This window comes from Allobosea sp. 05T439 (genome assembly GCF_056396005.1).
Map to the genome: position 1 here is coordinate 242,667 of NZ_JBFTKP010000006.1, position 24,571 is coordinate 267,237.

Annotated in this window: 18 protein-coding genes; 16 read left to right on the plus strand and 2 right to left on the minus strand. The window is 66.0% G+C overall.

What is annotated here, in order from left to right:
- Positions 1-212: 212 nt before the first annotated feature.
- From AC1DIO_RS09585 to AC1DIO_RS09615, 7 genes are all read left to right on the plus strand, one after another.
- On the plus strand, positions 213-2,009 hold the full coding sequence (locus AC1DIO_RS09585; RefSeq protein WP_441506140.1) for an acyl-CoA dehydrogenase C-terminal domain-containing protein: 1,797 nt from the start codon (positions 213-215) through the stop codon (positions 2,007-2,009).
- Between the two features lie 140 nt (positions 2,010-2,149).
- The gene (locus tag AC1DIO_RS09590) at positions 2,150-3,358 is read left to right on the plus strand and encodes an acetyl-CoA C-acetyltransferase (protein WP_441506114.1); all 1,209 of its coding nucleotides are present in this window, start codon (positions 2,150-2,152) and stop codon (positions 3,356-3,358) included.
- Positions 3,359-3,381: 23 nt separating this feature from the next.
- The gene (locus AC1DIO_RS09595; protein WP_476853356.1) at positions 3,382-5,586 is read left to right on the plus strand and encodes a 3-hydroxyacyl-CoA dehydrogenase NAD-binding domain-containing protein; all 2,205 of its coding nucleotides are present in this window, start codon (positions 3,382-3,384) and stop codon (positions 5,584-5,586) included.
- 17 nt (positions 5,587-5,603) lie between these two features.
- Positions 5,604-6,098: a peptide deformylase gene (locus AC1DIO_RS09600; RefSeq protein ID WP_441506116.1), complete on the plus strand. Its 495-nt coding sequence runs from the start codon at positions 5,604-5,606 to the stop codon at positions 6,096-6,098.
- Between the two features lie 936 nt (positions 6,099-7,034).
- Positions 7,035-8,825, plus strand: coding sequence for a hypothetical protein (locus tag AC1DIO_RS09605; protein ID WP_476853357.1), 1,791 nt, complete (start codon positions 7,035-7,037; stop codon positions 8,823-8,825).
- A gap of 128 nt (positions 8,826-8,953) precedes the next feature.
- Positions 8,954-10,447 (plus strand): EAL domain-containing protein, encoded by a 1,494-nt coding sequence (locus AC1DIO_RS09610; RefSeq protein ID WP_441506118.1) that lies wholly within the window; start codon positions 8,954-8,956, stop codon positions 10,445-10,447.
- Between the two features lie 99 nt (positions 10,448-10,546).
- A complete protein-coding gene (locus AC1DIO_RS09615; protein WP_441488860.1) occupies positions 10,547-11,416 on the plus strand; it encodes a TIGR01459 family HAD-type hydrolase in 870 nt (289 codons plus the stop codon).
- Between the two features lie 13 nt (positions 11,417-11,429).
- On the opposite strand, the gene AC1DIO_RS09620 is transcribed toward AC1DIO_RS09615, so the two are convergent.
- The gene (locus AC1DIO_RS09620) at positions 11,430-11,813 is read right to left on the minus strand and encodes a response regulator (protein ID WP_043231142.1); all 384 of its coding nucleotides are present in this window, start codon (positions 11,811-11,813) and stop codon (positions 11,430-11,432) included.
- 254 nt (positions 11,814-12,067) lie between these two features.
- On the opposite strand from AC1DIO_RS09620, the gene AC1DIO_RS09625 reads away from it, so the two are divergent.
- The 9 genes from AC1DIO_RS09625 to mutL all read left to right on the plus strand — a co-directional run bounded on the left by AC1DIO_RS09625 (position 12,068) and on the right by mutL (position 24,001).
- Entirely contained in the window at positions 12,068-12,511 is a 444-nt protein-coding gene (locus AC1DIO_RS09625; RefSeq protein ID WP_441506119.1) for a MaoC family dehydratase, read from the plus strand.
- A 99-nt stretch (positions 12,512-12,610) separates the two neighbouring features.
- Positions 12,611-13,594, plus strand: a complete 984-nt coding sequence (locus AC1DIO_RS09630; RefSeq protein ID WP_476853358.1) for a bifunctional riboflavin kinase/FAD synthetase — start codon at positions 12,611-12,613, stop codon at positions 13,592-13,594.
- A 206-nt stretch (positions 13,595-13,800) separates the two neighbouring features.
- Positions 13,801-16,800, plus strand: a complete 3,000-nt coding sequence (ileS, locus tag AC1DIO_RS09635) for an isoleucine--tRNA ligase (RefSeq protein ID WP_441506121.1) — start codon at positions 13,801-13,803, stop codon at positions 16,798-16,800.
- Positions 16,797-17,285: a signal peptidase II gene (gene lspA / locus AC1DIO_RS09640; protein WP_441488863.1), complete on the plus strand. Its 489-nt coding sequence runs from the start codon at positions 16,797-16,799 to the stop codon at positions 17,283-17,285. The genes ileS and lspA overlap by 4 nt, the downstream gene beginning before the upstream one ends.
- An 86-nt stretch (positions 17,286-17,371) precedes the next feature.
- Complete coding sequence (locus AC1DIO_RS09645) at positions 17,372-18,031, plus strand: hypothetical protein (RefSeq protein WP_441488864.1); 660 nt, start codon at positions 17,372-17,374, stop codon at positions 18,029-18,031.
- 101 nt (positions 18,032-18,132) lie between these two features.
- Positions 18,133-19,425 (plus strand): M16 family metallopeptidase, encoded by a 1,293-nt coding sequence (locus tag AC1DIO_RS09650; RefSeq protein ID WP_441488865.1) that lies wholly within the window; start codon positions 18,133-18,135, stop codon positions 19,423-19,425.
- Positions 19,426-19,483: 58 nt separating this feature from the next.
- Positions 19,484-20,779 (plus strand): M16 family metallopeptidase, encoded by a 1,296-nt coding sequence (locus AC1DIO_RS09655; protein ID WP_441506122.1) that lies wholly within the window; start codon positions 19,484-19,486, stop codon positions 20,777-20,779.
- Positions 20,780-20,829: 50 nt separating this feature from the next.
- Entirely contained in the window at positions 20,830-22,152 is a 1,323-nt protein-coding gene (locus tag AC1DIO_RS09660; protein ID WP_476853359.1) for a glucose-6-phosphate isomerase, read from the plus strand.
- Between the two features lie 43 nt (positions 22,153-22,195).
- Positions 22,196-24,001: a DNA mismatch repair endonuclease MutL gene (mutL, locus tag AC1DIO_RS09665; protein ID WP_441506124.1), complete on the plus strand. Its 1,806-nt coding sequence runs from the start codon at positions 22,196-22,198 to the stop codon at positions 23,999-24,001.
- 5 nt (positions 24,002-24,006) lie between these two features.
- On the opposite strand, the gene AC1DIO_RS09670 is transcribed toward mutL, so the two are convergent.
- Positions 24,007-24,567, minus strand: coding sequence for an RsmD family RNA methyltransferase (locus tag AC1DIO_RS09670; RefSeq protein ID WP_441488869.1), 561 nt, complete (start codon positions 24,565-24,567; stop codon positions 24,007-24,009).
- Between the last annotated feature and the right edge of the window lie 4 nt (positions 24,568-24,571).

Below are 24,571 nucleotides of genomic sequence, written 5' to 3' on the forward strand. Positions count from 1 at the left end.
TCGATCATTTGATCGGGATTGACGGCTCCGGACTTGTGTCCGGGGCCGTTTTGTCATGCGCTGCGGATGGGAAACGCGACAGGGTGCGGCAACAAAATGGCCCAGCCCTCTTCACAAGTCACCCATAGATTGTTTATATATAAACTATCTGATGAATGGCTGCCCCGGATCGCATTCTGCAGGCGGCCGCGCTGCGCGAGAGGGAGGACACCATGCCGGTCTACAAGGCGCCCGTCGAAGACACCCTGTTCCTGCTCAACGACGTCTTCAACATCGAACGCTACAACAACCTGCCGGGTTTCGCGGATGCGACGCCCGATGTGGTCGCGGCGGTGCTGGGCGAGGGTGCCAAGCTCTGCGAGGAAGTGCTCCAGCCGTTGAACCATTCCGGCGACCAGGAGGGCTGCAAGCGCAACCCTGACGGATCCGTGACGACGCCAAAGGGCTTCAAGGAGGCGCACAAGGCCTATGCCGAGGGCGGCTGGATCGGACTTGCCATGGATCCCGAATATGGCGGCCAGGGCCTGCCCTATACGCTCGGCGCCGTGATGAACGAATATGCCTCGGCGGCGAACATGGCGTTCTCGATGTATCCCGGCCTGACCATGGGCGCGATCGCCGCACTCTACGTGCACGGCACTGAGGAGCAGAAGCGCACCTATATCCCGAAGATGGTCGAGGGTGTCTGGTCGGGCACGATGAACCTGACGGAGCCGCATTGCGGCACCGATCTCGGCCTGATCAAGACCAAGGCCGTGCCGAATGGCGATGGTTCCTATGCGATCTCCGGCACCAAGATCTTCATCTCGGCCGGCGAGCAGGACATCACCGAGAACATCATCCATCTCGTGCTCGCCCGCATCGAGGGGGCTCCCGCCGGCGTCAAGGGCATCTCGCTCTTCGTGGTGCCGCGCAACGTGGTCGGCGCCGACGGCGCGGTCGGCGAGCGCAACGGCGTCTCCTGCGGCTCGATCGAGCACAAGATGGGCATCCACGGCAATTCGACCTGCGTCATGAACTATGACGGTGCCAGGGGCTGGCTCATCGGCACCGAGAACAAGGGCCTCAACGTCATGTTCGTGATGATGAACGAGGCCCGCCTCGGCGTCGCGATCCAGGGGCTCGCCCAGTCCGAGGTCGCCTATCAGAACGCTGTTGCCTATGCCAAGGACCGCCTCCAGGGACGGGCGCTGACCGGCGCCAAGGAGCCGGACAAGGCTGCCGATCCGATCATCGTCCATCCCGATGTCCGTCGCACGCTGATGTCGATCAAGGCCTTCAACGAGGCTGCGCGCGCCTTCGTGCTGTGGAACGCGCTGAAATCCGATGTCGCCCACCGTTCTGCCGATGCCGCCGAACGCCAGGCCGCCGACGATCAGCTTGGACTGATGACCCCCGTGCTCAAGGGTGTCCTGACCGATGTCGGTTTCGACAACGCGGTGAAGGCCCAGCAGATGTATGGCGGCCATGGCTACATCGCCGAATGGGGCATGGAGCAGTTCGTGCGCGACGCGCGCATCGCCATGATCTACGAGGGCGCCAATGGCGTGCAGGCCATGGACCTGATCGGCCGMAAGCTCGGCCGAGACGGCGGCCGCGCCATCATGGCCTTCTTCAACGAGGTCGGCGGCTTCATCAAGGAACATGGCGAGGACGAGGGGCTGAAGCCGCTGCTCGCTCCCCTGCTGGCCTCGCTCGGTCATCTCCAGCAGGCKACGATGTGGTTCATGAACAACGCCCTCGCCAAGCCTGACAATGCCGGTGCCGGCGCAACCGACTACATGCACCTGCTCGGCCTCGTCTCGCTCGGCTATATGTGGGTGAAGATCGCCAAGGCTGCGCAGGACAAGCTCAAAGCCGGTGCCAATGGCGCGACCGAGCGGATGAACACCAAGCTCGTCACCGCGCGCTTCTTCATGGAGCGCACCCTGCCGGAGACGGCCGCGCATCTGGCACGGATCACGGCCGGCGCCGATTCCACCATGGCGCTCTCGGCAGAGCAGTTCTGAGCAGACCAAAGGTCATGCCCGGGCTTGACCCGGGCATCGCTTGCAGATTGCCTTCGCTTCCAGATGGCCGGGACATGCCCGGCCATGTTGGCGAAGTCCCAACAACGAGCCGCCATTGCGGCGAGCCCCGGGAGGCCTTGATGGCTGACGCATTCATCTACGATCACGTTCGGACGCCGCGCGGCAAGGGCAAGGCCGACGGCTCGCTGCACGAGGTCACGGCGATCGAACTCGGCACGCAGGTGCTGCGTGCGATCAAGGACCGCAACAAGCTCGAGCCCAAGCTGGTCGAGGATGTCGTCTTTGGCTGCGTCGATCCGGTCGGCGAGGCCGGCGCCGATATCGCGCGGACCGTCGCGCTCAAGGCGGGGTACGGCAAGGAAGTGCCGGGCGTGCAGATCAACCGCTTCTGCGCCTCGGGCCTCGACGCGGTGAACCTTGCCGCGGCGCAGGTCATGGCCGGCCAGAAGGAGATGGCGATCGGTGGCGGCGTCGAGAGCATGAGCCGCGTCGGCATGGGCGCCTCGGGCTTCGGCATTGCGGTCGATCCGTCCGTCGCGATCGACACCTATTTCATGCCGCAAGGCGTCTCGGCCGATCTGATCGCCACGAAATACGGCTTCTCGCGTGACGATGTCGACGCCTTTGCCGTGCGCTCGCACAAGAAGGCCGCCGCCGCCTGGGCTGAAGGCCGCTTCAGGAATTCGGTCATCCCGGTCACCGACGTTAACGGGCTGATTCTCCTCGACCGCGACGAGACCATTCGTCCGAATACGGACATGCAGGCCTTGGCAGCGCTCAAGGCATCCTTCGTCCAGATGGGCGAGATGGGTGGTTTCGATGCCGTCGCGACGGCGGCTCACCCCGATGTGGAGTTCGTCAATCACGTGCATCACGCCGGCAATTCCTCCGGTATCGTCGATGGTGCGGCTGCCGTGCTCGTCGGCTCGAAGAAGGGCGGCAAGGCGGCTGGCCTGAAGCCGCGCGCCCGCATCCGGGCCTTCGCCACTGTCGGTTCCGATCTGGCGCTGATGCTGACCGGGCCGGTCGACGTCACGGAGCTGGTTCTGAAAAAGGCCGGCATGACCACAGGGGATATCGACCTGTTCGAGCTGAACGAGGCCTTCTCCTCGGTGGTGCTGCGCTATCAGCAGGCCTTCGACATCGACGACGCCATCCTCAACGTCAATGGCGGCGCCATTGCGATGGGCCATCCGCTCGGCGCCACGGGCGCGATGATCCTCGGCACTGTGCTCGACGAACTCGAGCGCACGAACAAGCAGACCGCACTCGTCACGCTTTGCGTCGCCGCCGGCATGGGCGTCGCGACCATCATCGAACGCGTCTGATCGGCACGAAGGGGAGAGAACCTATGAACCTCACCAATTTCCGCTTCGAGACCGACGCCGACGGCATTGCGACCCTGATCTGGGACATGCCCGGCCGTTCGATGAACGTCATCACCCCCGAGGTCATGGCCGAGTTGAACCAGGTCATCGACCATGTCGTCTCGAGCGAGGCGATCAAGGGCTGCGTCATTACCTCCGGCAAGGAAGCCTTCTCGGGCGGTGCGGACCTGACCATGCTCCAGGGGCTGCGCGACCTCTATGTCGGGCTTGCCAGGGAGAAGGGCGAAGCGGCTGCGATGCAGACCTTCTTCGACGAAAGCCGCAAGCTCTCGCTGCTCTATCGCAAGCTCGAAACCTGCGGGAAGCCGTTCGCAGCCGCCATCCATGGCGTCTGCCTCGGTGGTGCCTTCGAACTTGCGCTCGCCTGCCAGTATCGTGTCGCCTCGGACGATGCCTCAACCCGCGTCGGCCTGCCCGAGATCAAGGTCGGGCTCTTCCCCGGCGCCGGCGGTACGCAGCGTGTCTCGCGCCTGATGCAGACCGGCGACGCGCTGCAGATGATGTTCAAGGGCGAGCAGATCAAGGCGCTGCCGGCCCGAAACAGCGGCCTCGTCCATGCGGCCGTGCCGCGGGATCAGATGCTTCAGAACGCCCGGGAGTGGCTGAAGGCCAATCCGCAGGCCAAGGCGCCCTGGGACGATCCCAAGTTCAAGCTGCCTTCCAACAAGGTCTATTCGCCCGCCGGCATGCAGATCTGGCCACCGGCCAACGCGATCTATCGCCGCGAGACGAATGACAACTACCCGGCCGCACGCGCCATCCTGAGCGCAGTCTATGAGGGCCTGCAGTTGCCGATCGATCTCGGCCTCAGGGTCGAGAGCCGCTATTTCGCAAAAATTCTGCGGACGAAGGAGGCGGCCTCGATGATCCGCACGCTCTTCGTCTCGATGCAGGAGCTGAACAAGGGGGCTCKCCGCCCGGCCGATGTCCCGGCGAGCAGGCTGAAGAAGGTCGGCGTTGTCGGCGCAGGCTTCATGGGCGCGGGCATCGCCTATGTCACCGCCCAGGCAGGCCTGGACGTCATCCTGATCGACCGCGACATCGAGGCGGCCGAGAAGGGCAAGGCCTATTCGCATAAGCTGGTTTCCGACCAGATCATGAAGGGGCGCGCCAAGACGGCCGACCGCGACGCGCTGCTCGGCCGGATCATCGCCTCGGCGGACTATGCCGATCTCAAGGGCTGCGATCTCGTCATCGAGGCCGTGTTCGAGGATCCGAAGGTCAAGGCCGAGGTCATCGCCAAGGTCGAGGCGGTGGTCGGACCAAGGACGATCTTCGGCTCCAATACATCGACGCTTCCGATCACCGGGCTCGCCCAGCACTCGCAGCGCCCGAAGAATTTCATCGGCGTGCATTTCTTCTCGCCGKTCGAGAAGATGCTCCTGGTCGAGATCATCATGGCCAAGAAGACCGGCAAGAAGGCGCTCGCCATGGCGCTCGATTTCGTCCGCGCCATCAGGAAGACGCCGATCGTCGTCAACGACACGCGCGGCTTCTATGCCAACCGCTGTGTCGGCAACTACATCCGCGAAGGCCATCTGATGCTGATGGAGGGCGTGCCCCCGGCGATGATCGAGGCCGCCGGCAAGCAGGCCGGCATGCCGGTCGGTCCGCTGTCCCTCAATGACGAGGTCGCGGTCGATCTCGCCTACAAGGTGCTGAAGGCGACCAAGGCCCAACTCGGCGAACAGGCGGTCGATCCGGCGCAGGAAAGACTGCTCACCGAGATGGTCGAGACGCATGGCCGCCTCGGCCGCAAGAACAGGAAAGGCTTCTACGACTATCCGGAAGCCGGCCCGAAGCGGCTTTGGCCGGGGCTTGCCGAGCTGACGAAGAACCGGCTCGACCCCGAGCTCATCGACATGCAGGAGCTCAAGGAACGCCTGCTCGTCACCCAGGCCCTGGAAGCTGCCCGCACCTATGAGGAAGGTGTCGTGACCGATCCTCGCGAGGCGGATGTCGGCTCGATCATCGGCTTCGGTTTCGCGCCCTATTCGGGCGGCACGCTCTCCTACATCGACAACATGGGCGCGGCCGTCTTCGTGAAGCTCTGCGAGAAGCTCGCCAGGACCCATGGAGAGCGCTTCAGGCCGAACCGGCAGCTCAAGCGCATGGCGAAGACGGGCGAGAGCTACTATGGCAATGCGGAGAAGAAGGCTGCCGCATAATCCCCTGAGGCCACCGCGTGACGATTCGGCCGATCATTGGCTTTCCCGATTCTCGGCTGCGCATGGCAGCCGAGCCGGTGACGCGTTTCGATGCGGTGCTTCGCTCGCTCGCGGCCGATTTGCTGGAAACGATGCGGGCGGCTCCCGGCATCGGCATAACGGCGCCGCATATCGGTCTTCTCCAGCGGCTGGTCGTGCTGGAGCTGTCGCCGGGTGAGGTTCGGACCTATGTGAACCCGGCGATCGCCTGGGCTTCACCTGACATGATCCGCCACCACGAGGGCAGCGTTTCGATGGCGGGGGTTGCAGACGAGATCGAGCGTCATGCCCGCGTCCATGTCACCTATCGGGACCTGGACGGTGCGGAACAGTTCGAAGAGGCAGATGGCCTGCTCGCCGTTTGCCACCAGCACGAGATCGATCAGCTCGACGGCATTTTCTGGGTCGATCGCCTGTCACGCCTGAAGCGCGACAGGCTGATCGCCCGCTACAACAAGCTGCGGCGTGCGTGATCTTGCCGCTCGCCGGCCCTTGGCAGAACCGGAGCCTGGCGCAGCCTCTCGCAGGCGCCTGCGGCAGCCTTTGGGCGGTGATGGGTCGGCCGAACCCCTGACTGGCCCGGAACCGGACACGACGACCGAAACGTGACGATTCGCTCAAGCGCGCGAAACGCGCGCGACATTCCGATTCGCCCTTCGCAAGTGCCTGCTTTTCGCGAGCGCGGCTGCGACGGGGATGGCCGGAATCTGAGAGCAATCCACCGAAAAATGGGTGCTTGCGGACGATGCCGCTGACCGAAATCCCGCCAGATCCGACGCCGCGATGGCCGAGCCTGCAGCCGCTCAGGTGCGTCCCAGCTCCCTCCCGGGAGACGTTCCGGCGGGGCCGCGCGCTCTTCATCAGGGTGTCTACCCCTTCGGTAGGCTGGCCTGCGAAGAAGACGTGGTCGAGACCTCCTGGAGGCAGCACAGCGAGCAGGGCTCCGCGGCAAAGACCTCGAGGCGATCGAACGGAACGGAAGGGGTGTAGTCCGGCTGGTCGGCAGGGGCTTGAACGCCGGGATGATCGGCCTGCCTGCAGGCTTCGCATTGAGCGCCGCCATCTGGCCGGGCCACCCATTACCGGCTTACCTACGCGGCCCTAGTAAAACACGCTTCGGCACGCGACCATGCGCCGGGTCTGCTTGACGAGCCGGCACACGCCGAATGGCATGCAGAATGCTTCGAAATCACGGGGGTTTTCGCCCGGCTGCGAGACGAAGGCTGTCGGCCGCATCCTGTACAATTAAGCTTCTCTCAACCTAACAGCGCAAAGCGGGCTGTAAATTGCGGGCGAGGCGGGGCACCACTGCGCGCCGCGGTCGCCCGGTCGCTTCGACGTTGCGAATGACGTAACGTCGGTTTTGGCGTAGTTTGGATGAAGGGGGGAACAAACTGGACCAAACCCCAATGGTCGAGAGCAGTCAGGATACCGACCGGCTCGCAGACCCGGAGGCTCTCGCTGTCCGTGAGGCCCTTGAACGCATCCTGACATCGGATGCGTTTCGCAGTGCACCGCAGCTCTCCGCATTTCTGAACTTCATCGTGGAGCGCCGCATCGAAGGGCGCAGCTCGGAACTCAAGGGTTACACCATTGCGGTTGAGGCCTTCGGCCGACCGGCAGATTTCGACCCGCAGTCCGACCCCATCGTCAGGGTCGAGGCCGGTCGTCTGCGCAGGGCGCTAGGCCAGTATTATCAGGGCGATGGCGCCGACGACACGATCCGCATTTCCATGCCGGTCGGCGCTTACGTCCCTGTCTTTGAACATCTTGGGGCTGCCGGGATGCCGGCCGAGCCGGCGCAGGAGCGCATGGCGCCCGGCGACGCCAGGGCGGCCCAGCTGCCGGTCCCTGAGCGGCCGAGCAGGCACGGTTTCAGGCTCGGGCACTGGCTCGCCGTGTTAGCGCTGGTCCTCGTGATCGTGCCTCTCGCCACTTGGCACTACCTCCCGCCGCTCGAGACGACACCGCAACCCGACCCGCTGGTGCGCCAGGCTCAACTGATCGAGGAGGCAGCGCGTCGCGCGGGATCGAGCGCGTCGGCTCATTTGCCGATGGTCGTCGTATCGCTGAGCGGCGCGGCCGACGATCCGGAGCTGGCCGGGCTGGTGCAGGCCTTCACGCGGCTCCTGGTCGATGCCCTGGCTCGATTCGACGATCTCGTTACCGTTCGTACGCCGGCCGCCGGCGCGGACCTCTATAGCGGCGCCGACTATGTCTTCGAGATGAATGCGACGCGGCAAGGCGGGGCGACGGAAGGCTTCGGCCGGTTGCGCTCCGTCAAGGACGGTCGTGTGGTCTGGACGACGTCTGCCATCCGGACATTGCCGAAGGGCGAGGACGCTCCGGAATTGCGCGAGATCGCCCGACGGCTCGCAGTCAGGCTTGCCGAGCCCTTCGGCATCATTCACGCCGACTATCGCCAGACGATGACGGCGTCGCCGATGCGCTGTGTCTTCCAGGCGCTGAATATCCGCCGCACCATGCGCGCCGAAGATCACCTGGCCGCCCGCAACTGCCTGGAGGCGGTTCTGGAGCGCGACCCTGCCTTCCATCCCGCCTGGTCGCAGCTCGCCCTGCTGACGGTCGACGAATACACCGCCGGACTCAATCCACTGCCTGGTTCGCCGCTCGATCGCGCCTTGAGCGCCGCGTTGACGGCGGTCAGGCTGGCGCCGTCCAGCGCACGCGCGCAGCAGGCCATGATGGACGTTTACTTCGCACGTGGCGCCTATGAAGATGCCTTCAGGGCGGGCCGGGCCGCGCTCGTCCGCAATCCCTACGATCCCGACATCATGGCCGATCTCGGCGCGCGCTATGTTCAGATCGGTCAGCCTGCGGAAGGCCTGCCGCTGCTGCAGCGGGCTGTGGCATCCAGCAGCGGCCGTCCTGCCTGGTACGATTTCTACGCCTTCCTGGCCGAGCATCTGATGGGCAATGACAAGCTCGCGGATGCGCATGCCGCCATTTTCGTCGCCGATGACAGTCCGCTCAGCTTGCTTGGCCKAGCCCTCCACTTTGCGGGAAAGCATKATGAGCCGGGCGTTTCAGCGGCCCTGCGACGGCTGGCGCAGGCGGCTCCGCTCTTCGCGATCGACGCCAGGCTTTACCTGTCGCGGATGGGGTTCAGCGAAGCCGTCATCGACCGGATCATGTCGGATCTCGGGCCGCGTCGGCTTGAAGCCAGCGGCGTTCACTAAGCGAATTCCCGACCGTCGCCGCTTTTCGTCCATGGCCCTCGCATGCGCGTGAACAGACGGTTAATGTCGGGTAGCAGAGTGATTCGTCGCTTTCATTCCCCAGCAACCTCTTTCGCGCGGTCGTCGCCTTGGCCCCTGTCCGCCTTACCGCCTTGCATCCTCTCGCCAGTGCCGTGACCGGCGTGGCGGCTGGCGCAATCGCGGTTCTCGCCTTGCCGGGAGCGCTGGCCAACGCCGCCGGCCTCCTGCTGGCGGGGGCAGGGTTGGCGGCATCCGCGATCTTCTACGAGCGACGTGTCCTTGCGCAGCGCGAGCAGATCTTCGCGGCGATCGGCGAGGTCAAGGTTCGCCTGGCTACCAATGCCATCAGGCTTGACAGTTTGGCGCAGCGTGTCGAGCAACTGCCGATGAGCGAGGCCGATGCCGCGCCCGCACGTGCTGCGATCAATGAACTGACGGCCGAGGTCGGATTGCTCGGCGACCTGTTGCAGCAAGTCGCAACGACGCTGGCAGATCACGACACGCAACTCTCGGCTGCGCAGGCCCGGCGCAATGCCGAAGCCGCTCCCCCGCCGCCGCCGGCGCCTGCTCCCGAGCTTGCCCGCATTGCGCATCGCGAGGCGCTTGCTGCAGCGCGTGCGGAGGCCATTCAGGCCGAGCAGCTGCGCGCTGCCGATGAACGAGCCGCGATCATCAGCACCGCGCTGGCCGAGGGCAAGGTCGAGGTCCATCTCCAGCCGATCGTGCAGTTGCCGCACCGCCGGACACGTGGCTACGAGGCGCTGGTCCGTCTGCGTCTCGACGAGAGCACCTTGCTGCTCCCCGCCGAATTCCTGGCGATCGTCGAGGAGCGGGGTTTCGGCCCGACGCTCGATGCACTGGTGCTGACACGTACGCTGGCGATCGCGCGCCATCTGGGATCCAAGGACGGCGGCCTGTTCGTGGCCTGTAATTTCAGCGCCGCAACCTGGGCCTCGTCGCAGGCTCTGGTGACCCTCTCCCGTATCCTCGAGAAATATCGCGAGCACGCCGGCCATCTGGTGATCGAGATGCCGCAGCGCGTCTTCCGCGCTCTGGAGCCGACCAGCCTTGGCCTGCTGGGGGCGATGTCCGCCAATGGCGTGCGCTTCGCGCTCGACCATGTCGGCGATCTTCGGTTCGACCCGGCATCGCTGCATGATCGTGGCATTCGCTTCGTGAAAGTGCCGGCCGCCCTGCTGCAGGCTGAAGCCGAGCGTTCCTCGATCGATATCGCCGCCGCCGATCTCGCGGCTCAGCTCGCGCGGGCCTCGATCATCCTCGTCGCCGAGAAGATCGAGGATGATCCGACTGTCGCGGACATGATCGAGCTTGGCGTGACCTATGCCCAGGGGCTGGTGATTTCACCGCCGCGGCCGGTCAAGCCGGAGGTCTTTGCCGATCCCGAGCCGGCGAAACCCGCCGCTCCAGTGCCCGAGCCCGAGCGGCCCGCCGCGCGGATCTCGGCCGAGATTCTGGGCTATCCCACCGTCGGCACATCGCCTGCGGCAGCGCTGCCAGCCCCGCCGAGCGGGCCTGCGCAGAAAGGCCCGGCGCCGGAGCGCCTGCCGTTCCGCGCCGTGCTACGCCGCGCCAGCGCCTGACAAAACCCTATCGCTGCCCGTTGCGACGGCCTAAACCGGCACCGTGCCGCGCTGCCGTCGCGCCGCATAGCCCAACTGGTTTCAGGGGAGTTGACCGCTTTGCAGCCTGCCAAGACCGCGCCCACCGTCGCATTGAGCGGATTCTCGGAAATCACCGACCGGTTCGATCTCTGCCTGTGCGATATCTGGGGTGTCGTTCACAACGGCGTGGCAGCTCATCAGGACGCCTGCGATGCGCTGGTTGCGATGCGGGAACGCGGTGTTTCCGTCGTGCTGGTGACCAACGCTCCCCGTCCCCGCCGTGAAATCGAGGTCCAGCTCGCGCGTTTTGCCGTGCCGGAGGCTGCCTATGATGCGATCGTGACCTCCGGCGATGTCTGCCGGGCGCTGATCGAGGAACGGTCCGGCGAGCCGGTCTTCATGCTCGGCCCTGACCGCGACCTGCCCCTGATCGCCGGGCTGGATGCGCCGCGCGTCTCACCCGCGGACGCGCGCTACGTGCTCTGCACGGGATTGTTCGACGACGAGACCGAGACGGCCGAGACCTATGCCGGCCTCTTTGCCGATCTCGTCGCACGGGATCTCGTGATGATCTGCGCCAATCCCGATCTGGTGGTCGATCGCGGTGGCAAGATCGTGCCCTGCGCCGGCTCGCTCGCGCTGGCGTACGAGCAGATCGGCGGCAGGGTGATCTATGCCGGCAAGCCGCATCGCCCGATCTACGAAATGGCGCTGCATATCGCCGAAGCGCGGCGTGGCAAGCCCGTTCCGCCAGACCGGATTTGCGCAATTGGTGATGCCATTCGAACCGACATCGCCGGGGCGAACGCCTTCGGCGCGGCGAGCGTCATGGTGCTGGCGGGCATTCACGCCCAGGATCTTGTCGAGAAATCGTGGGAAGAGCGCCACGGCTGGTTCGCAGGGCAGCATGCCCGCCCGGATTACGCGATTCCGCAGCTCGTCTGGTGACGTTCGGCCACGCTCAGGCGTGGCAGACCGCTTCCATCTTGACCTTCAGGGTCTGGGCGTTGAACGGCTTGACGATATAGTTGTTCACGCCGGCCTTCTTGGCGGCGATGACGTTCTCGGTCTTGGATTCGGCCGTGACCATGATGAACGGCGTCGTCGCGAGGGCATCTTCCTCGCGCACGCGCTGGAGCAGCTCGAAGCCGGTCATCGGCTCCATGTTCCAGTCGGAGATGACGAGGCCGTATTTCTTGTCGCGCATCTTGGCGATGGCGGTCGAGCCGTCCGACGCATCGTCGACATTCTCGAATCCGAGCTGCTTGAGCAGGTTCCGAATGATCCGGACCATCGTCTGGTAGTCGTCGACCACGAGGATGGGCATGGACGGATCGAGAGCCATTCTGGTGCTCCAAGCGTAACGACTGCAGCGCGGGGCAATACCCGCGCGCGGACCGCCTTCAGTGAGTGGCGACCATGCCGGGAGTGATAGGGCACTGGCGTTTCGAAGCGGTTAATTTGAACGAAAACTGACGTACGGGAAGTATCGCTCCGGCCGCGGCACCAAAGTCGCATGGCCGAGGCGCCGGGGCTGTGGCATTCTATGTTGCGCCGCAACAAGGGCGGCGCATCGAAATTGCATGGGCAGCCGGACCAATGAACGCAGTCTCCTATCAGGTTCATGCTTTCGAAGACCTCGCGATCGGCCAAAGCGAAAGCCTGATGCGCACGGTGATGGAGCGGGATGTCTCGCTCTTCGCCGATCTCTCGGGGGACGCCAATCCGATCCATCTTTGCGAGCGCTACGCGGCGGGCACGAAGTTCGGCCAGCGCATCGCGCACGGGATGCTGACCGCGAGCCTCGTGTCCGCGCTGCTCGGCACGAAATTGCCAGGGCCGGGCGCCGTCTACCTGTCGCAGACGCTCACCTTCCTCGCTCCAGTCAAGATCGGAGATGTCGTCACGGCGCGGGTCGAAGTGGTCGAACTCGTTGCCGAGCGTCGGCGCGCGCGCCTGTTCTGCGACTGTGTCGTCGACGGCAAGGCCGTGCTCGAGGGAGAGGCCTGGGTCGCCTTGCCGCCGGCAAAGCCAAAGGGCTGAAGCAGGGGGCTTGCGTCCGGTGTCCTTGACGCTGCTGGCCTGAACCGCCATTGACTGCCGCGCGCGGGCGTGCCCCGCCGAGGCGGAACCCTTCGTGCCATGACCCGTCCTGCCGCCGCGCCTTCTTCAGGCCGGCCTCATGTTTTCGTCCTCGATGGCGACAGCCCGGTTCCGGACAGCTTGCGCGGAGCGGTGCTGGCGCTGGGCAATTTCGACGGTGTCCATCGCGGCCATGCCGAACTCGCTCATGTCGCGGTCGCCATGGCGGCCAAGCAGGGCCGCGAGGCTGCCGCTTTCACCTTCGAGCCGCATCCCCGATCGGTCTTCAGCCCCGAGCAGCCGGTCTTTCGGCTGACGCCGCCCGACGTCAAGGGGGAGCTGCTCGCCCAGGCCGGGCTGAAGCAAAGCTTCGTGTTGCCCTTCGATCGCGCCATTGCGGCCGTGAGCGCCGAGAGTTTCGTCGATGACCTGCTGCTCGAGCGGCTCGGCGTCGGGGGGCTCGTCTGCGGCTACGACTTCCATTTCGGCAAGGGCCGCGMCGGCTCGCCCGAGATGCTGCAGGCGAGGGCGGGCGCGCGCGGTGTCCCGGTCACGGTGGTCCCGCCCTATTCCTGGGCGGGGGAGCCGGTCTCCTCGACCTTGATCCGCACCGCGCTGGAAGCCGGAGATGTCGGCCGCGCAGCGGAGTTCCTTGGGCGGCCCTGGTTCGTGCGCGGCGAGATCGCCCATGGCGACAAGCGTGGGCGCGACCTCGGTTACCCCACCGCCAACATGCATCTCGCCCGTGATTGCCGCCTGAAATTCGGCATCTATGCCGTCAGGATGAAGGTCGACGGCATCTGGCGCGACGGCGTGGCGAGCTTCGGCAGTCGCCCGACCTTCGATGACGGTGCGCCGCGGCTCGAGACCTTCCTCTTCGATTTCGCAGGCGATCTCTATGGCAAGATCGTCGATGTCGCACTGATCGCCTGGCTGCGGGGCGAGGAAAAATTCGACTCGCTCGAAGCCCTCATCATGCAGATGGACAAGGACAGTGCCCGGGCCCGCGCCATTCTGGCGCAAACACCGCCCTTCCTTCCTTAACCTGCCCCTGTTAGAAGCCGTTCATGCTCGCTCATTGCGCCCAGATCATAGAATTGCTCCGGCGAATTACGGGCCCGGCTGACGCTGCCCTGCGCTGATCGCAGGCGTCCGCGCAAGCCGGGATGACCGCCGCTTTCCCTTGTCCTTAAGGACCGGTGACGCGCCAGCCATGCATGGCCCGCCAGTCCAGCTGCCCGAGCCGGATCATGAACGACCAATCCAATTCCGCCCCATCGAAAAGCGTTGATTATTCGCAGACGCTGTTCCTGCCTCAGACCGAATTCCCGATGCGCGCCGGCTTGCCGCAACGCGAGCCGGAACTGCTCGCCCGCTGGCAGACGATCGAGCTCTATCGCAAGCTGCGCGAGAGCGCGAAGGGCCGCGACCGGTTCATCCTGCATGATGGCCCGCCCTATGCGAACGGCCATCTCCATATCGGCCATGCGCTCAACAAGGTGCTGAAGGACCTCGTCGTCCGCTCGCAGCAGATGCTCGGCCATGATGCCAACTATGTCCCGGGCTGGGATTGTCACGGCCTGCCGATCGAGTGGAAGATCGAGGAGCAATACCGGGCCAAGGGCCTGAACAAGGACGATGTGCCGGTCGTTGAATTCCGCAAGGAATGCCGTGCCTTTGCCGAGCACTGGGTCAACGTTCAGCGCGAGGAGTTCAAACGCCTCGGTGTCGAGGGCGACTGGGCCGATCCCTACCTGACCATGGCGTTCCCGGCCGAGGCGCAGATCGCCCGCGAGATCATGAAGTTCGCCGAAACGGGCCAGCTCTATCGCGGCTCCAAGCCGGTGATGTGGTCGGTGGTCGAGAAGACCGCGCTGGCCGAGGCGGAGGTCGAGTACGAGGAGCATACGAGCGATACGGTGTTCGTGGCCTTTCCCGTCGCGTCGGGAGCGGATGCTCTGGCCGGCGCCTCGGTCGTGATCTGGACGACGACCCCCTGGACGATCCCAGGCAACAGGGCGATCTCCTTCCACCACAAGATCGCCTATGGGCTCTATCGGGTGACCGCGGCGGCCGAGGGCAACTGGGCGAAGGTCGGCGCGACCTATGTGCTGGCGAAGGCTCTCGCCGAGAGCGTGTTCAAGGCGGCCAAGGTCGACGCCTTCGAACTGGTGCGCGATGTCGATGCCGCCGAGCTGAATGGCCTGACCGCCGCCCATCCGCTGCGCGGCCACGGCTACGATTTCGATGTGCCGTTGCTCGACGGTGACCATGTCACCGACGATGCCGGTACGGGCTTCGTCCACACCGCTCCCGGCCATGGTCGCGAGGATTTCGATATCTGGATGGCGAGTGGCCGCAAGCTCGCCGAGCGCGGAATCGATACGCATATCCCCTACACCGTGGATGCCGATGGTCGCTTCACCAAGGATGCGCCGGGCTTCGAGGGCCGGCAGGTCATCACCGACAAGGGCGAGAAGGGCGACGCCAACGACGCCGTGATCAAGGCGCTGGCGGCGAGCGGCACCATCATCGCGCGCGGCCGGTTGAAGCATCAGTACCCGCATAGCTGGCGCTCGAAGAAGCCGGTCATCTTCCGCAACACGCCGCAATGGTTCATCGCCATGGACAAGCCGCTCGGCGAAGCGCTGGGTGGCCCCGATGTCCCGTCCACGCCGGGTGGCAATGTCGATACGTTGCGCAACCGCGCTCTGAGGGCGATCAAGGAAACCGAATGGGTTCCCGCGGCTGGCGAGAACCGCATCACCGGCATGATCGCCAACCGCCCTGACTGGGTTGTCTCGCGCCAGCGCGCCTGGGGCGTGCCGATCACCGTCTTCGTCGAGAAGGACAGCGGCACGATCCTCGTCGATCCGAGGGTCAACGCTGCCATCGCCGATGCCTTCGAGAGCGAGGGGGCCGATGCCTGGTTCACCGATGTCGACGGCGCGCGCTTCCTGAAGCCCTTCGGCTACGAGCCGCAGATGTATGAGCGCGTCACCGACGTGCTCGATGTCTGGTTTGATTCAGGCTCGACCCACGCCTTCACGCTGGAGAAGCGGCCGGACCTGCGGGCTCGCCGGCGCGGCGAGGGCGGCAATGACCGGGTGATGTATCTGGAAGGGTCTGACCAGCACCGCGGCTGGTTCCATTCTAGCCTGCTCGAAAGCTGCGGCACGCGCGGCCGGGCGCCCTATGACATCGTGCTGACCCACGGCTTCTGTCTCGACGAGAAGGGCGAGAAGATGTCGAAGTCGAAGGGCAATGTCACGGCGCCGCAGGACGTCATCAAGGAATCCGGCGCCGACATCCTGCGCCTCTGGGTCGCGGCGGCGGACTATTCCGACGATCTGCGCATCGGCAAGGAAATCCTCAAGACCTTCGTCGAGACCTACCGCAAGCTGCGCAACACCATGCGCTGGATGCTCGGCACGCTCGCGCATTTCAGCGAGGACATCCGCGTCGCCTCGCCTGCGTCGATGCCCGAGCTCGAGCGTTTGATGCTGCACCGCCTTGCGGAGCTCGGGCCGCAGGTCGAGGAGGCCTATCGGACCTATGATTACAAGCGGGTCGTGACGCTGCTCTCGCAGTTCATGAACACGGAGCTGTCCGCMTTCTATTTCGACGTCCGCAAGGACGCGCTCTATTGCGACCCGCTCTCGAGCCATGTCCGCAAGAGTGCGCTGACAGTGGTCGACCATCTCCTGCGCTGTCTCGCAACCTGGCTGGCGCCGATCCTGGTCTTCACCACCGAGGAAGCCTGGCTCGAGCGCTATCCGGAGCAGAAGGCGCTGGGTGGCTCCGTGCATCTCGAAGCCTTTGCCGAGGCTCCGCAGAGCTGGCTCGATCCGGAGCTGGCCGAGCGCTGGAGCAAGATCCGCCGCGTTCGGCGTGTCGTCACCGGCGCACTCGAACTGGAACGTGCGGCCAAGCGCATCGGCTCGTCGCTCGAAGCCGCGCCGGAGGTTCACATCGCCGATCCCGACCTGCTGGCGGCGCTGTCGGGGGTCGATCTCGCCGAGATCTGCATCACGTCGGGTGTCAAGATTGTTGCGGGCGAGGGGCCCGAGGATGGCTTCCGGCTTCCGGAGGTGCCCGGCGTCGCGGTCGTCCCGGTCCGGGCCAGCGGCGTGAAATGCGCCCGTTCCTGGAAGTATTTCGATTCGGCGACCGCCGAGCGCGACCATCCCGATGTCACTCCGCGCGACGCCAGGGCCTTGCGGGAGCTCGGCAAGGCGGCCGGGCGATGACGTCGCTGCGCCGCTTCGGGATCTGGATCGTCGCGCTGGTCTTCGTGCTGGACCAGGCGTTGAAGCTCTGGCTGGTCTTCGGTTTGCATCTCGGTGAAACCGGTCCCTATGACCTAACGTCCTTCATGACCATCGTGCTGGCCTGGAACCGCGGCATTTCCTATGGGCTGTTCCAGCAGGAGGGGAATCTCGGGCCMTGGCTGCTGGTGCTGCTTTCCGTCGTCGCGGCGATCTGGCTTAGCCGCTGGATGTGGCGGGCAACGGACCGGCTGACGGTCGCAAGTCTCGCACTCATCGTCGGCGGCGCGCTTGGTAACGGCGTCGACCGGGCTGTGTACGGTGCCGTCGTCGACTTCGTTCACCTGCATTATGGCAGCTTCAGTTGGTACATCTTCAACATTGCCGATGCGGCTATCGTTGTCGGTGTGCTCGGTCTCCTGTATGAGTCCTTCCGCCCTGACGCCTCAAAGTCTGCACAGGCTTGAGGCGCGTCGCCATGCTTTTGCCCTTCCCTTGGTGCAACACGGCGAAACACGGACAGGAACGCAGGTTCCTTCACGGAGGTTTTGAGATGGCCAATCGCGCTCGCGCAATCCGCATCCTGCTCGCTGGGAGCATGATCGCGGCCGCGCTTCCCGCCTCGGCTCAGGAAGGCATGTTTTTCCAGAACGCCATGCGGACCTTTGGACTGATGCCGGGGGAGGGGCCCGATATCGAGTATCGCCAGCGCCCGCCGCTGGTGGTGCCGCCGTCTTCCGCCTTGCCGCGTCCGCAAGATCCGGCCTCGCAGCGTACGGCTGCATGGCCGAATGATCCCGATGTTGCAGCCCGCCGTGCGGACGCCAAGGACGCCCTGATTCCGGCGACCGAGCGCGAGAAATACAAGCTGAACCAGACCCCGCTGCTCAGCCAGCAGGAACTGCGTCGCGGTCGCGTGACCGGCGGACAGGTTCAGGCACCACCGGAAACCCAGAGCAAGACCTTCGAGGAGAATATTGGCCCGATCCGTGCCGGTCGTGAATTGGCGGCGCGCCAGGCTGCCACCGACACCTCGAACCTGGTTCATGGCCAGGAGCCGCAGCGCCGCTTGCTGAGCGATCCGCCGACCGGCTACCGCAAGCCGGCTGGTACGGCGCCGCTCGGACCCGGTCGGGGCGGGCCGCGTGAAGACACCAACAGCACGGGCCAGAAGGAATTCGTGCAGGGTCTGCCGTCGCCGAGCACGCCCTGACCCTTCGCTGAAAAACCGTGATGGCGAGCGCCGCGCGCTGGCGCGGCGCGTAATCGCGCCTATATCGAAGGTCACTCCTGCCGCGAAGGTGCCACCCTGAAATGACGGTTCATACTCCGACTGCACGCTTGTCGGTTCCAGTCGAAGCCTTCAGGCTCGCCAACGGGCTTGACGTCGTGGTCGTCCCGGACAGGCGCGCGCCGGTCGTCACTCATATGGTCTGGTACCGCAACGGCTCGGCCGATGATCCGGCCGGCAAGTCCGGCATCGCGCATTTTCTCGAGCACCTGATGTTCAAGGGCACGGCGCGCTGGCCGGCCGGCGAGTTCTCCAAGATCGTCGCGGGCTATGGCGGCCAGGAGAACGCCTTCACCTCCTTCGATTACACCGCCTATTTCCAGCGCGTGCCGAAGGAACATCTGCGCGCCATGATGGACTACGAGGCGGACCGGATGACCGGGCTCGCCTTCGATGAGAGCGTGGTCGCGCCCGAGCGCGATGTCGTGCTCGAAGAGCGACGCATGCGCGTCGATGCCGACCCGGCTGCACAGCTGGGGGAGGAGTTCTCTTCCGCGCTCTTCGTGCATCATCCCTATGGCACGCCGATCATCGGCTGGGAGCACGAGATCGAGGGCCTGACGCGCGACGACGCCTTCACCTACTATCAGCGCTTCTACACGCCGGAGAACGCGATCCTGGTCGTCGCCGGCGACACCGATCTCGACGAGGTGCGCACGCTTGCCGAGGCGACCTATGGCCAGATCGCGCCGCGTGGACAGGCCCCGGTGCGCAAGCGCCCGGCCGAGCCCGCTCCGCGCGCAGCGCGCCGGGTCTCGCTCAGCGACCCGCGTGTGCGCCAGCCGTCCCTGCGGCGGGGCTGGCTCACGCCGACCTATCTCAGCGGCGATCGCAGCGAGGCATTCGCGCTCGAACTGGTGGCCGATATCCTCGGCGGCGGCACCACGTCGCGGCTTTATCGCCAGCTTTGCGTCGAGCAGGAGCTCGCGGCCGGTGCCAGCGCCTATTTCATGGGCTCGATGGTCGATCGCGCTGCCTTTCAGATGTCGACCAGCCCACGCCCGGGCATCGACATGGCTGCGCTCGAAGCTGGCCTGGATGCGGCGCTCGCGACCTTCCTTGCCGATGGGCCGAGCGAGATCGAGTTGAGCCGCGCCCGCACGCGGCTGGTGGCGGAGACCATCTTCGCCCGGGACAGCCAATCTTCGCTCGCTCGTATCTTCGGTGCCTCGCTGGCCGTCGGCGAAACCGTCGAGGACGTCCTGGCCTGGCCGGAACGGATCGAAGCCGTGACGCGCGAGGCCGTCATCGAGGCCGCGCGCCGCTATCTGCGGCCCGACCGTTCGGTCACCGGGCTGCTCTTGCCGGCAGCTTGAGTCCGCGCCCCCTTTCTCATGCGGGTGGGATGACATCGTCCCACCGTCAGGAAGCGACATGAACGCGCCCATCCCCACCCCGGGTTCCACGCTTGCCGGCCCCTCGGTGGCGGTCCAGCAGGTCCGCTCGACCTCCGGTATCGAGGCCTGGCTGGTCGAGGAGCACAGCCTGCCGTTGATCGCGATCGATTTCGCCTTCGACGGTGGCGCGACACGCGATCCCGACAATGCCGCCGGCAGCGCCTACCTCGTCTCGGGTCTGCTCGATGAGGGGGCCGGCGATCTCGACGCGGAAGCGTTCCACGGCCGGCTTGCCGACCACGCCATCAGCCTCGGCTTCGATGCCCGTCGCGACGATTTCCACGGCCATTTGCAGACCCTGTCGCGCCATCGCGACGAGGCGTTCTCGCTGCTGGCTTTGGCGCTGAACGCGCCGCGCTTCGATGCTGATGCCGTGGAGCGCGTGAAGTCGCAGGTCGTCGCTGGCCTGCAGCGTCAGGCGCAGAATCCGGAGACGCTCTGCCGCAATGCACTCTATGCGGCGGCCTATCCCGGTCACGCCTATGGCCGTCCGGAGAAGGGCGATATCGACAGCGTCTCGCGCACGGAGCCCGCCGGATTGAAGGCGCTCTCGCGCGAGTTGCTGACCCGCGCCGGCCTCAAGATCGTCGTGGTCGGTGACATCACGGCGGAAGAACTGGCGCAGCGGCTCGATCAGCTCTTTGCCGCGCTCCCGATCGGCACGGCTCGACCGGTCCCGACCGACCCCGTTCCCGTGCAGGGGCTTGGCGAGACGCATGTCATCGATCTCGATGTGCCGCAGACCGTGCTGCGCTTCGTCGGCCCGGGCCTGATGCGCCGCGATCCGGATTTCATCACCGCCAGCGTGTTGAACCATATCCTGGGTGGCTCCGCTTTCACCTCGCGCCTGTTCCTTGAAGTGCGCGAGAAGCGCGGCCTTGCCTATGGCGTGTCGTCGAGCCTGCTGCCGCTGCGCGAGAGCGCGATGCTGGTCGGCGGCACTGCGACGCGCAACGATCGCGCGGCCGAATCGCTTGCCGTCATTCGCGAGGAGATGATGAAGCTTGCCTCCGAGGGGCCGACCGAGCACGAGGTCGAAGAGGCCAAGCGCTACATCATCGGCTCGTATCCCCTGCGCTTCGATACCTCGCCGAAGATCGCTGCCGAGCTGCTGGGCCTGGCGGTGAACGGCTTCGGCCCGGAATTCCTCGCMGAGCGCAACCAGCTCTTCGCCGCCGTGACGCTCGCCGACATCAAGCGCGTTGCGCAACGGCTCTTCGGCGACCCGCGCCTGCTGGTGCAGGCCGTCGGCCGGCCGGTCGGCCTCGTTTGACGGCGCGCCGCCCACCCGCTTTTCCACCGACCCCATACGGATACCAGGCCATGCTGCAGCAACGCTTCGACCTCGCGCTCGAATCCGGTGTCGGCGCCGGTGGCATCCCCGATGCTGCCTTCGAGAAGGCATTGGCCGCTCTCGCGCCCGCGCTGGCGCGGCTGAAGGGCGAGGCGGACGCGAAGTCGCTGCCCCTGCTGGGATTGCCGGCCGATACGGCCGATCTGGCACCGGTCCATGCTGCCGCAAAACGCCTGCGCGAAGGCGCGACCGATATCCTGATCCTCGGCACGGGCGGCTCCAGCCTCGGTGGCCAGACGCTGGCCCAGCTCGCCGGCTCCGGCATTGCCGGCCTGTCGAGCTTCGCGCCCACGCCGCGCGTGCATTTCATCGACAATCTCGATCCTGAGACATTTGCCTCCCTGCTCACGAAACTGCCGCTCAAGTCGACCAGGTTCGTGGCCATCTCCAAATCAGGCGGCACCGGAGAAACCCTGCTGCAGAGCATCGCGGCGATCACCGCGCTGCGCGCCGCCGGTATCCCCGATGGTGAGATTGGCCGGCACTTCCAGGGGCTCTCCGAGCCGGCCAAGCCCGGCAAGCTGCACCCGCTGCGTGCCCTGCTGGAGCCGTTCGGTACGCCCTTCCTCGACCATCATACCGGCGTGGGTGGGCGCTACTCGGTCCTGACCAATTGCGGTCTGCTGCCGGCCGCGATCCTCGGCCTCGATATCGAAGCCCTGCGCAACGGTGCGGCAAAGGCACTTGCTCCCCTGCTGGCGGGCAAGGGCGTCCGCGAGGTCCCGGCTGCGCTGGGTGCGGCCCTGCACCTCGCCGCCATGCGCTCTGGCAAGGGCATCGCAGTGCTGATGCCCTATGCCGACAAGCTCGCCCTGTTGACGCGCTGGTGGGTCCAGCTCTGGGCCGAGAGCCTCGGCAAGGACGGACAGGGCACCCAGCCGGTCGCGGCGCTCGGGCCCGTCGACCAGCATTCGCAGCAGCAACTCTATCTCGCCGGGCCGAAGGACAAGTTCTTCACCGTTCTGACCCTCAGCACCAAGGGCAGGGGCCCGGGGATCGATGCTGCTCTGGCGAAGAAGATCGGCGAGGACGGTTTCGCCGGCAAGACGATCGGCGATCTCGTCGCGGCGCAGGGCGTCGCCATGATCGATACCTTCGCCAAGAACGGCCGCGCGGTGCGCCGCCTCCATGTCGATCATGTCGACGAGACGGTGCATGGCGAGATCCTGATGCACTTCATGCTGGAAACGATCCTGACGGGCTACGCCATGGGCGTCGATCCGTTCGATCAGCCGGCGGTCGAAGAGGCGAAACTCCTCGCCAAGCGCTATCTTGCCGAAGGGCGCGGCTGACGATTCGGGTTTCCGCGCTCGCTCCCTTTTTGCCGGGCTCAGCATGACCGTTCGCCGTCTCGATCCCATCCTGGTCGATCGCATCGCCGCCGGCGAGGTGATCGAACGGCCGGCTGCTGCCGTGAAGGAGTTGGTCGAGAACGCCATCGATGCCGGTGCGCGCGCGATCGCCGTGACCATTGCGGCCGGCGGCCGCGAGCTGATCCGCGTCGTCGATGACGGCTCCGGCATGTCGCCCGAGGATCTGGCGCTGTCGGTCGAGCGCCACGCCACCTCGAAGCTGCCGGATGGCGATCTCTTCGCGATCCAGTCTCTCGGTTTCCGCGGCGAGGCGCTGCCGTCGATCGGCTCGGTGGCGCGGCTTGCGATCACCACGCGCCAACGCGAGGCTTCGCAGGGCCACGGCCTCGTCGTCGAGGCCGGTGAGAAGGGCGTGGTTCGTCCGGCCGCTGCTGCGCCCGGCACGCGCATCGAGGTCAGCGATCTGTTCATCTTCACCCCGGCCCGCCTCAAGTTCCTGAAGAGCGATCGGGCGGAGGCGCAGGCCGTCTCCGAGATGTTGCGGCGACATGCCATCGCCCATCCGACCATCCGCTTCTCCCTCGAAGGTGACCATGTCACCGGCTTCGACTGGCCAGCCGAGGCGATCGGCGAGGAAGGGCTGCTGCGCCGGTTGTCGCGGGCGCTCGGCCGTGATTTTCCCGAGAATGCGCTGCGGCTCGACGTGGCGCGCGAGGGCATTCGGGTCATCGGTTTCGCCGGGCTGCCCACCTTCCATCGAGGGACCTCGGCCGGCGTGCATCTGGCGGTCAATGGCCGGCCGGTGCGGGACAAGCTGCTGCTGTCGGCGGTGCGCGGCGCCTATGCCGATGTGGTGCCCTCCGACCGGCACCCGATGCTGTTTCTCGATGTGATCTGCGATCCGCGCTTCGTCGACGTCAACGTCCATCCGGCCAAGAGCGAAGTCCGCTTCCGCGATCCGGCCCTGGTCCGCGGCCTCGTGGTATCCGGCCTGAAGGCCGCCTTGGCCGAGGCCGGGCACCGCGCCACGACGACAGGTGGCGCCCGGACGCTGGAAGCCTTCCGCGCGGTCTTCTCTGGGGCCGGGCAGCAGCCGTCAGTGCAGCGTCCAATGCTGCCGTCCGCACCTGCCTGGGCGTCGCCATCGGCCGGGTTCGGCGAGGCGCGGCAGGCCGATTTCACGGGTTTCGTGACGCCATCGGCCGATGCGCGAGCCCATGTCGCCGAGCCGGCGCAGGATGCCCTCGACCGCCCGCTTGGCGCCGCGCGGGCGCAGGTCCATGAAACCTATATCCTCGCCCAGACACGTGACGGCATGGTCATCGTCGACCAGCACGCGGCGCATGAGCGGTTGGTCTATGAACGGCTGAAGGCCGAGAGGGCCAGGACGGGTATTGCCCGCCAGGCTCTGCTGCTGCCGGAAGTGGTCGAGCTCGATCCGGTCGACGCCGACCGCCTGATCGCTGTCGCCGGTGACCTTGCTTCGCTCGGCCTGACCATCGAATCCTTTGGATCCGGTGCCGTGCTGGTGCGCGAGGCGCCGAGCGCGTTGGCTGGCGGCAATCTGCAGAAGCTAGTTCGCGACGTCGCCGATACGCTCGCCGAGCATGGCGATTCAGGGTCGCTCGAACGGCGCCTCGACCATGTGCTGGCGACGATGGCCTGCCACAACTCGGTGCGTGCCGGCCGGCGCCTGCGGCCCGAGGAGATGGATGCGCTCCTGCGCGAGATGGAAGTCACGCCCAATTCCGGCCAGTGCAACCATGGCCGCCCGACCTATGTCGAGCTCAAGCTGAACGATATCGAGAAGCTGTTCGGGCGGCGGTGAAGCCCTCAGGGCGCCCGCAGGATCCAGACCTGGGTTTCACCATAGTCGCGTCGCTCCAGCTCCTCGAAGTCGCCGGGCAGGGCGATCTCGACCCCCGCCGCTTCCTCAAGCACGATCAGCGCACCAGCGGCCAGCCAGCCGCCATCGCGTGCCGAGATGAGCGCCTTCTCGCCAAGATTCTTGCGATAGGGCGGATCGCAAAAGACGAGCTGGAAAGGCGCCATCGGCCCGATCGGGCCGAGCTTGGTCGCATCGCGGCGGAAGATACGGCTCAGGCCGGCGAGCCCGAGCGTCATCTGGTTCTCGCGGATCAGGCCGCGTGCCTCGGTGCCGTCATCGACCAGCAGTGCAAAGCCGGCACCGCGCGAGAGCGCTTCGAACGCCATCGCGCCGGTTCCGGCGAAGAGATCGAGCACGCGCGCGCCCTCGACCACGTCGTCATAGGCATGGGCGAGCACGTTGAAGAGCGATTCGCGCAACCGGTCGGAGGTCGGGCGGATCGTGCCGATACCCGGCTTGGGGCCGGCCAGGGGCCGGCCGCCGAAGCGGCCGCCGACGATTCTCATCAGG

Excerpts from the sequence above, each read along its gene's own strand:
- AC1DIO_RS09645 (WP_441488864.1), top strand. The coding sequence starts at position 17,372 with ATGGCCAATCGCGCTCGCGCAATCCGCATCCTGCTCGCTGGGAGCATG.
- AC1DIO_RS09650 (WP_441488865.1), top strand. The coding sequence starts at position 18,133 with ATGACGGTTCATACTCCGACTGCACGCTTGTCGGTTCCAGTCGAAGCC.
- AC1DIO_RS09590 (WP_441506114.1), top strand. The coding sequence starts at position 2,150 with ATGGCTGACGCATTCATCTACGATCACGTTCGGACGCCGCGCGGCAAG.
- AC1DIO_RS09670 (WP_441488869.1), bottom strand. The coding sequence starts at position 24,567 with ATGAGAATCGTCGGCGGCCGCTTCGGCGGCCGGCCCCTGGCCGGCCCC.
- AC1DIO_RS09660 (WP_476853359.1), top strand. The coding sequence starts at position 20,830 with ATGCTGCAGCAACGCTTCGACCTCGCGCTCGAATCCGGTGTCGGCGCC.
- AC1DIO_RS09625 (WP_441506119.1), top strand. The coding sequence starts at position 12,068 with ATGAACGCAGTCTCCTATCAGGTTCATGCTTTCGAAGACCTCGCGATC.
- mutL (WP_441506124.1), top strand. The coding sequence starts at position 22,196 with ATGACCGTTCGCCGTCTCGATCCCATCCTGGTCGATCGCATCGCCGCC.
- AC1DIO_RS09620 (WP_043231142.1), bottom strand. The coding sequence starts at position 11,813 with ATGGCTCTCGATCCGTCCATGCCCATCCTCGTGGTCGACGACTACCAG.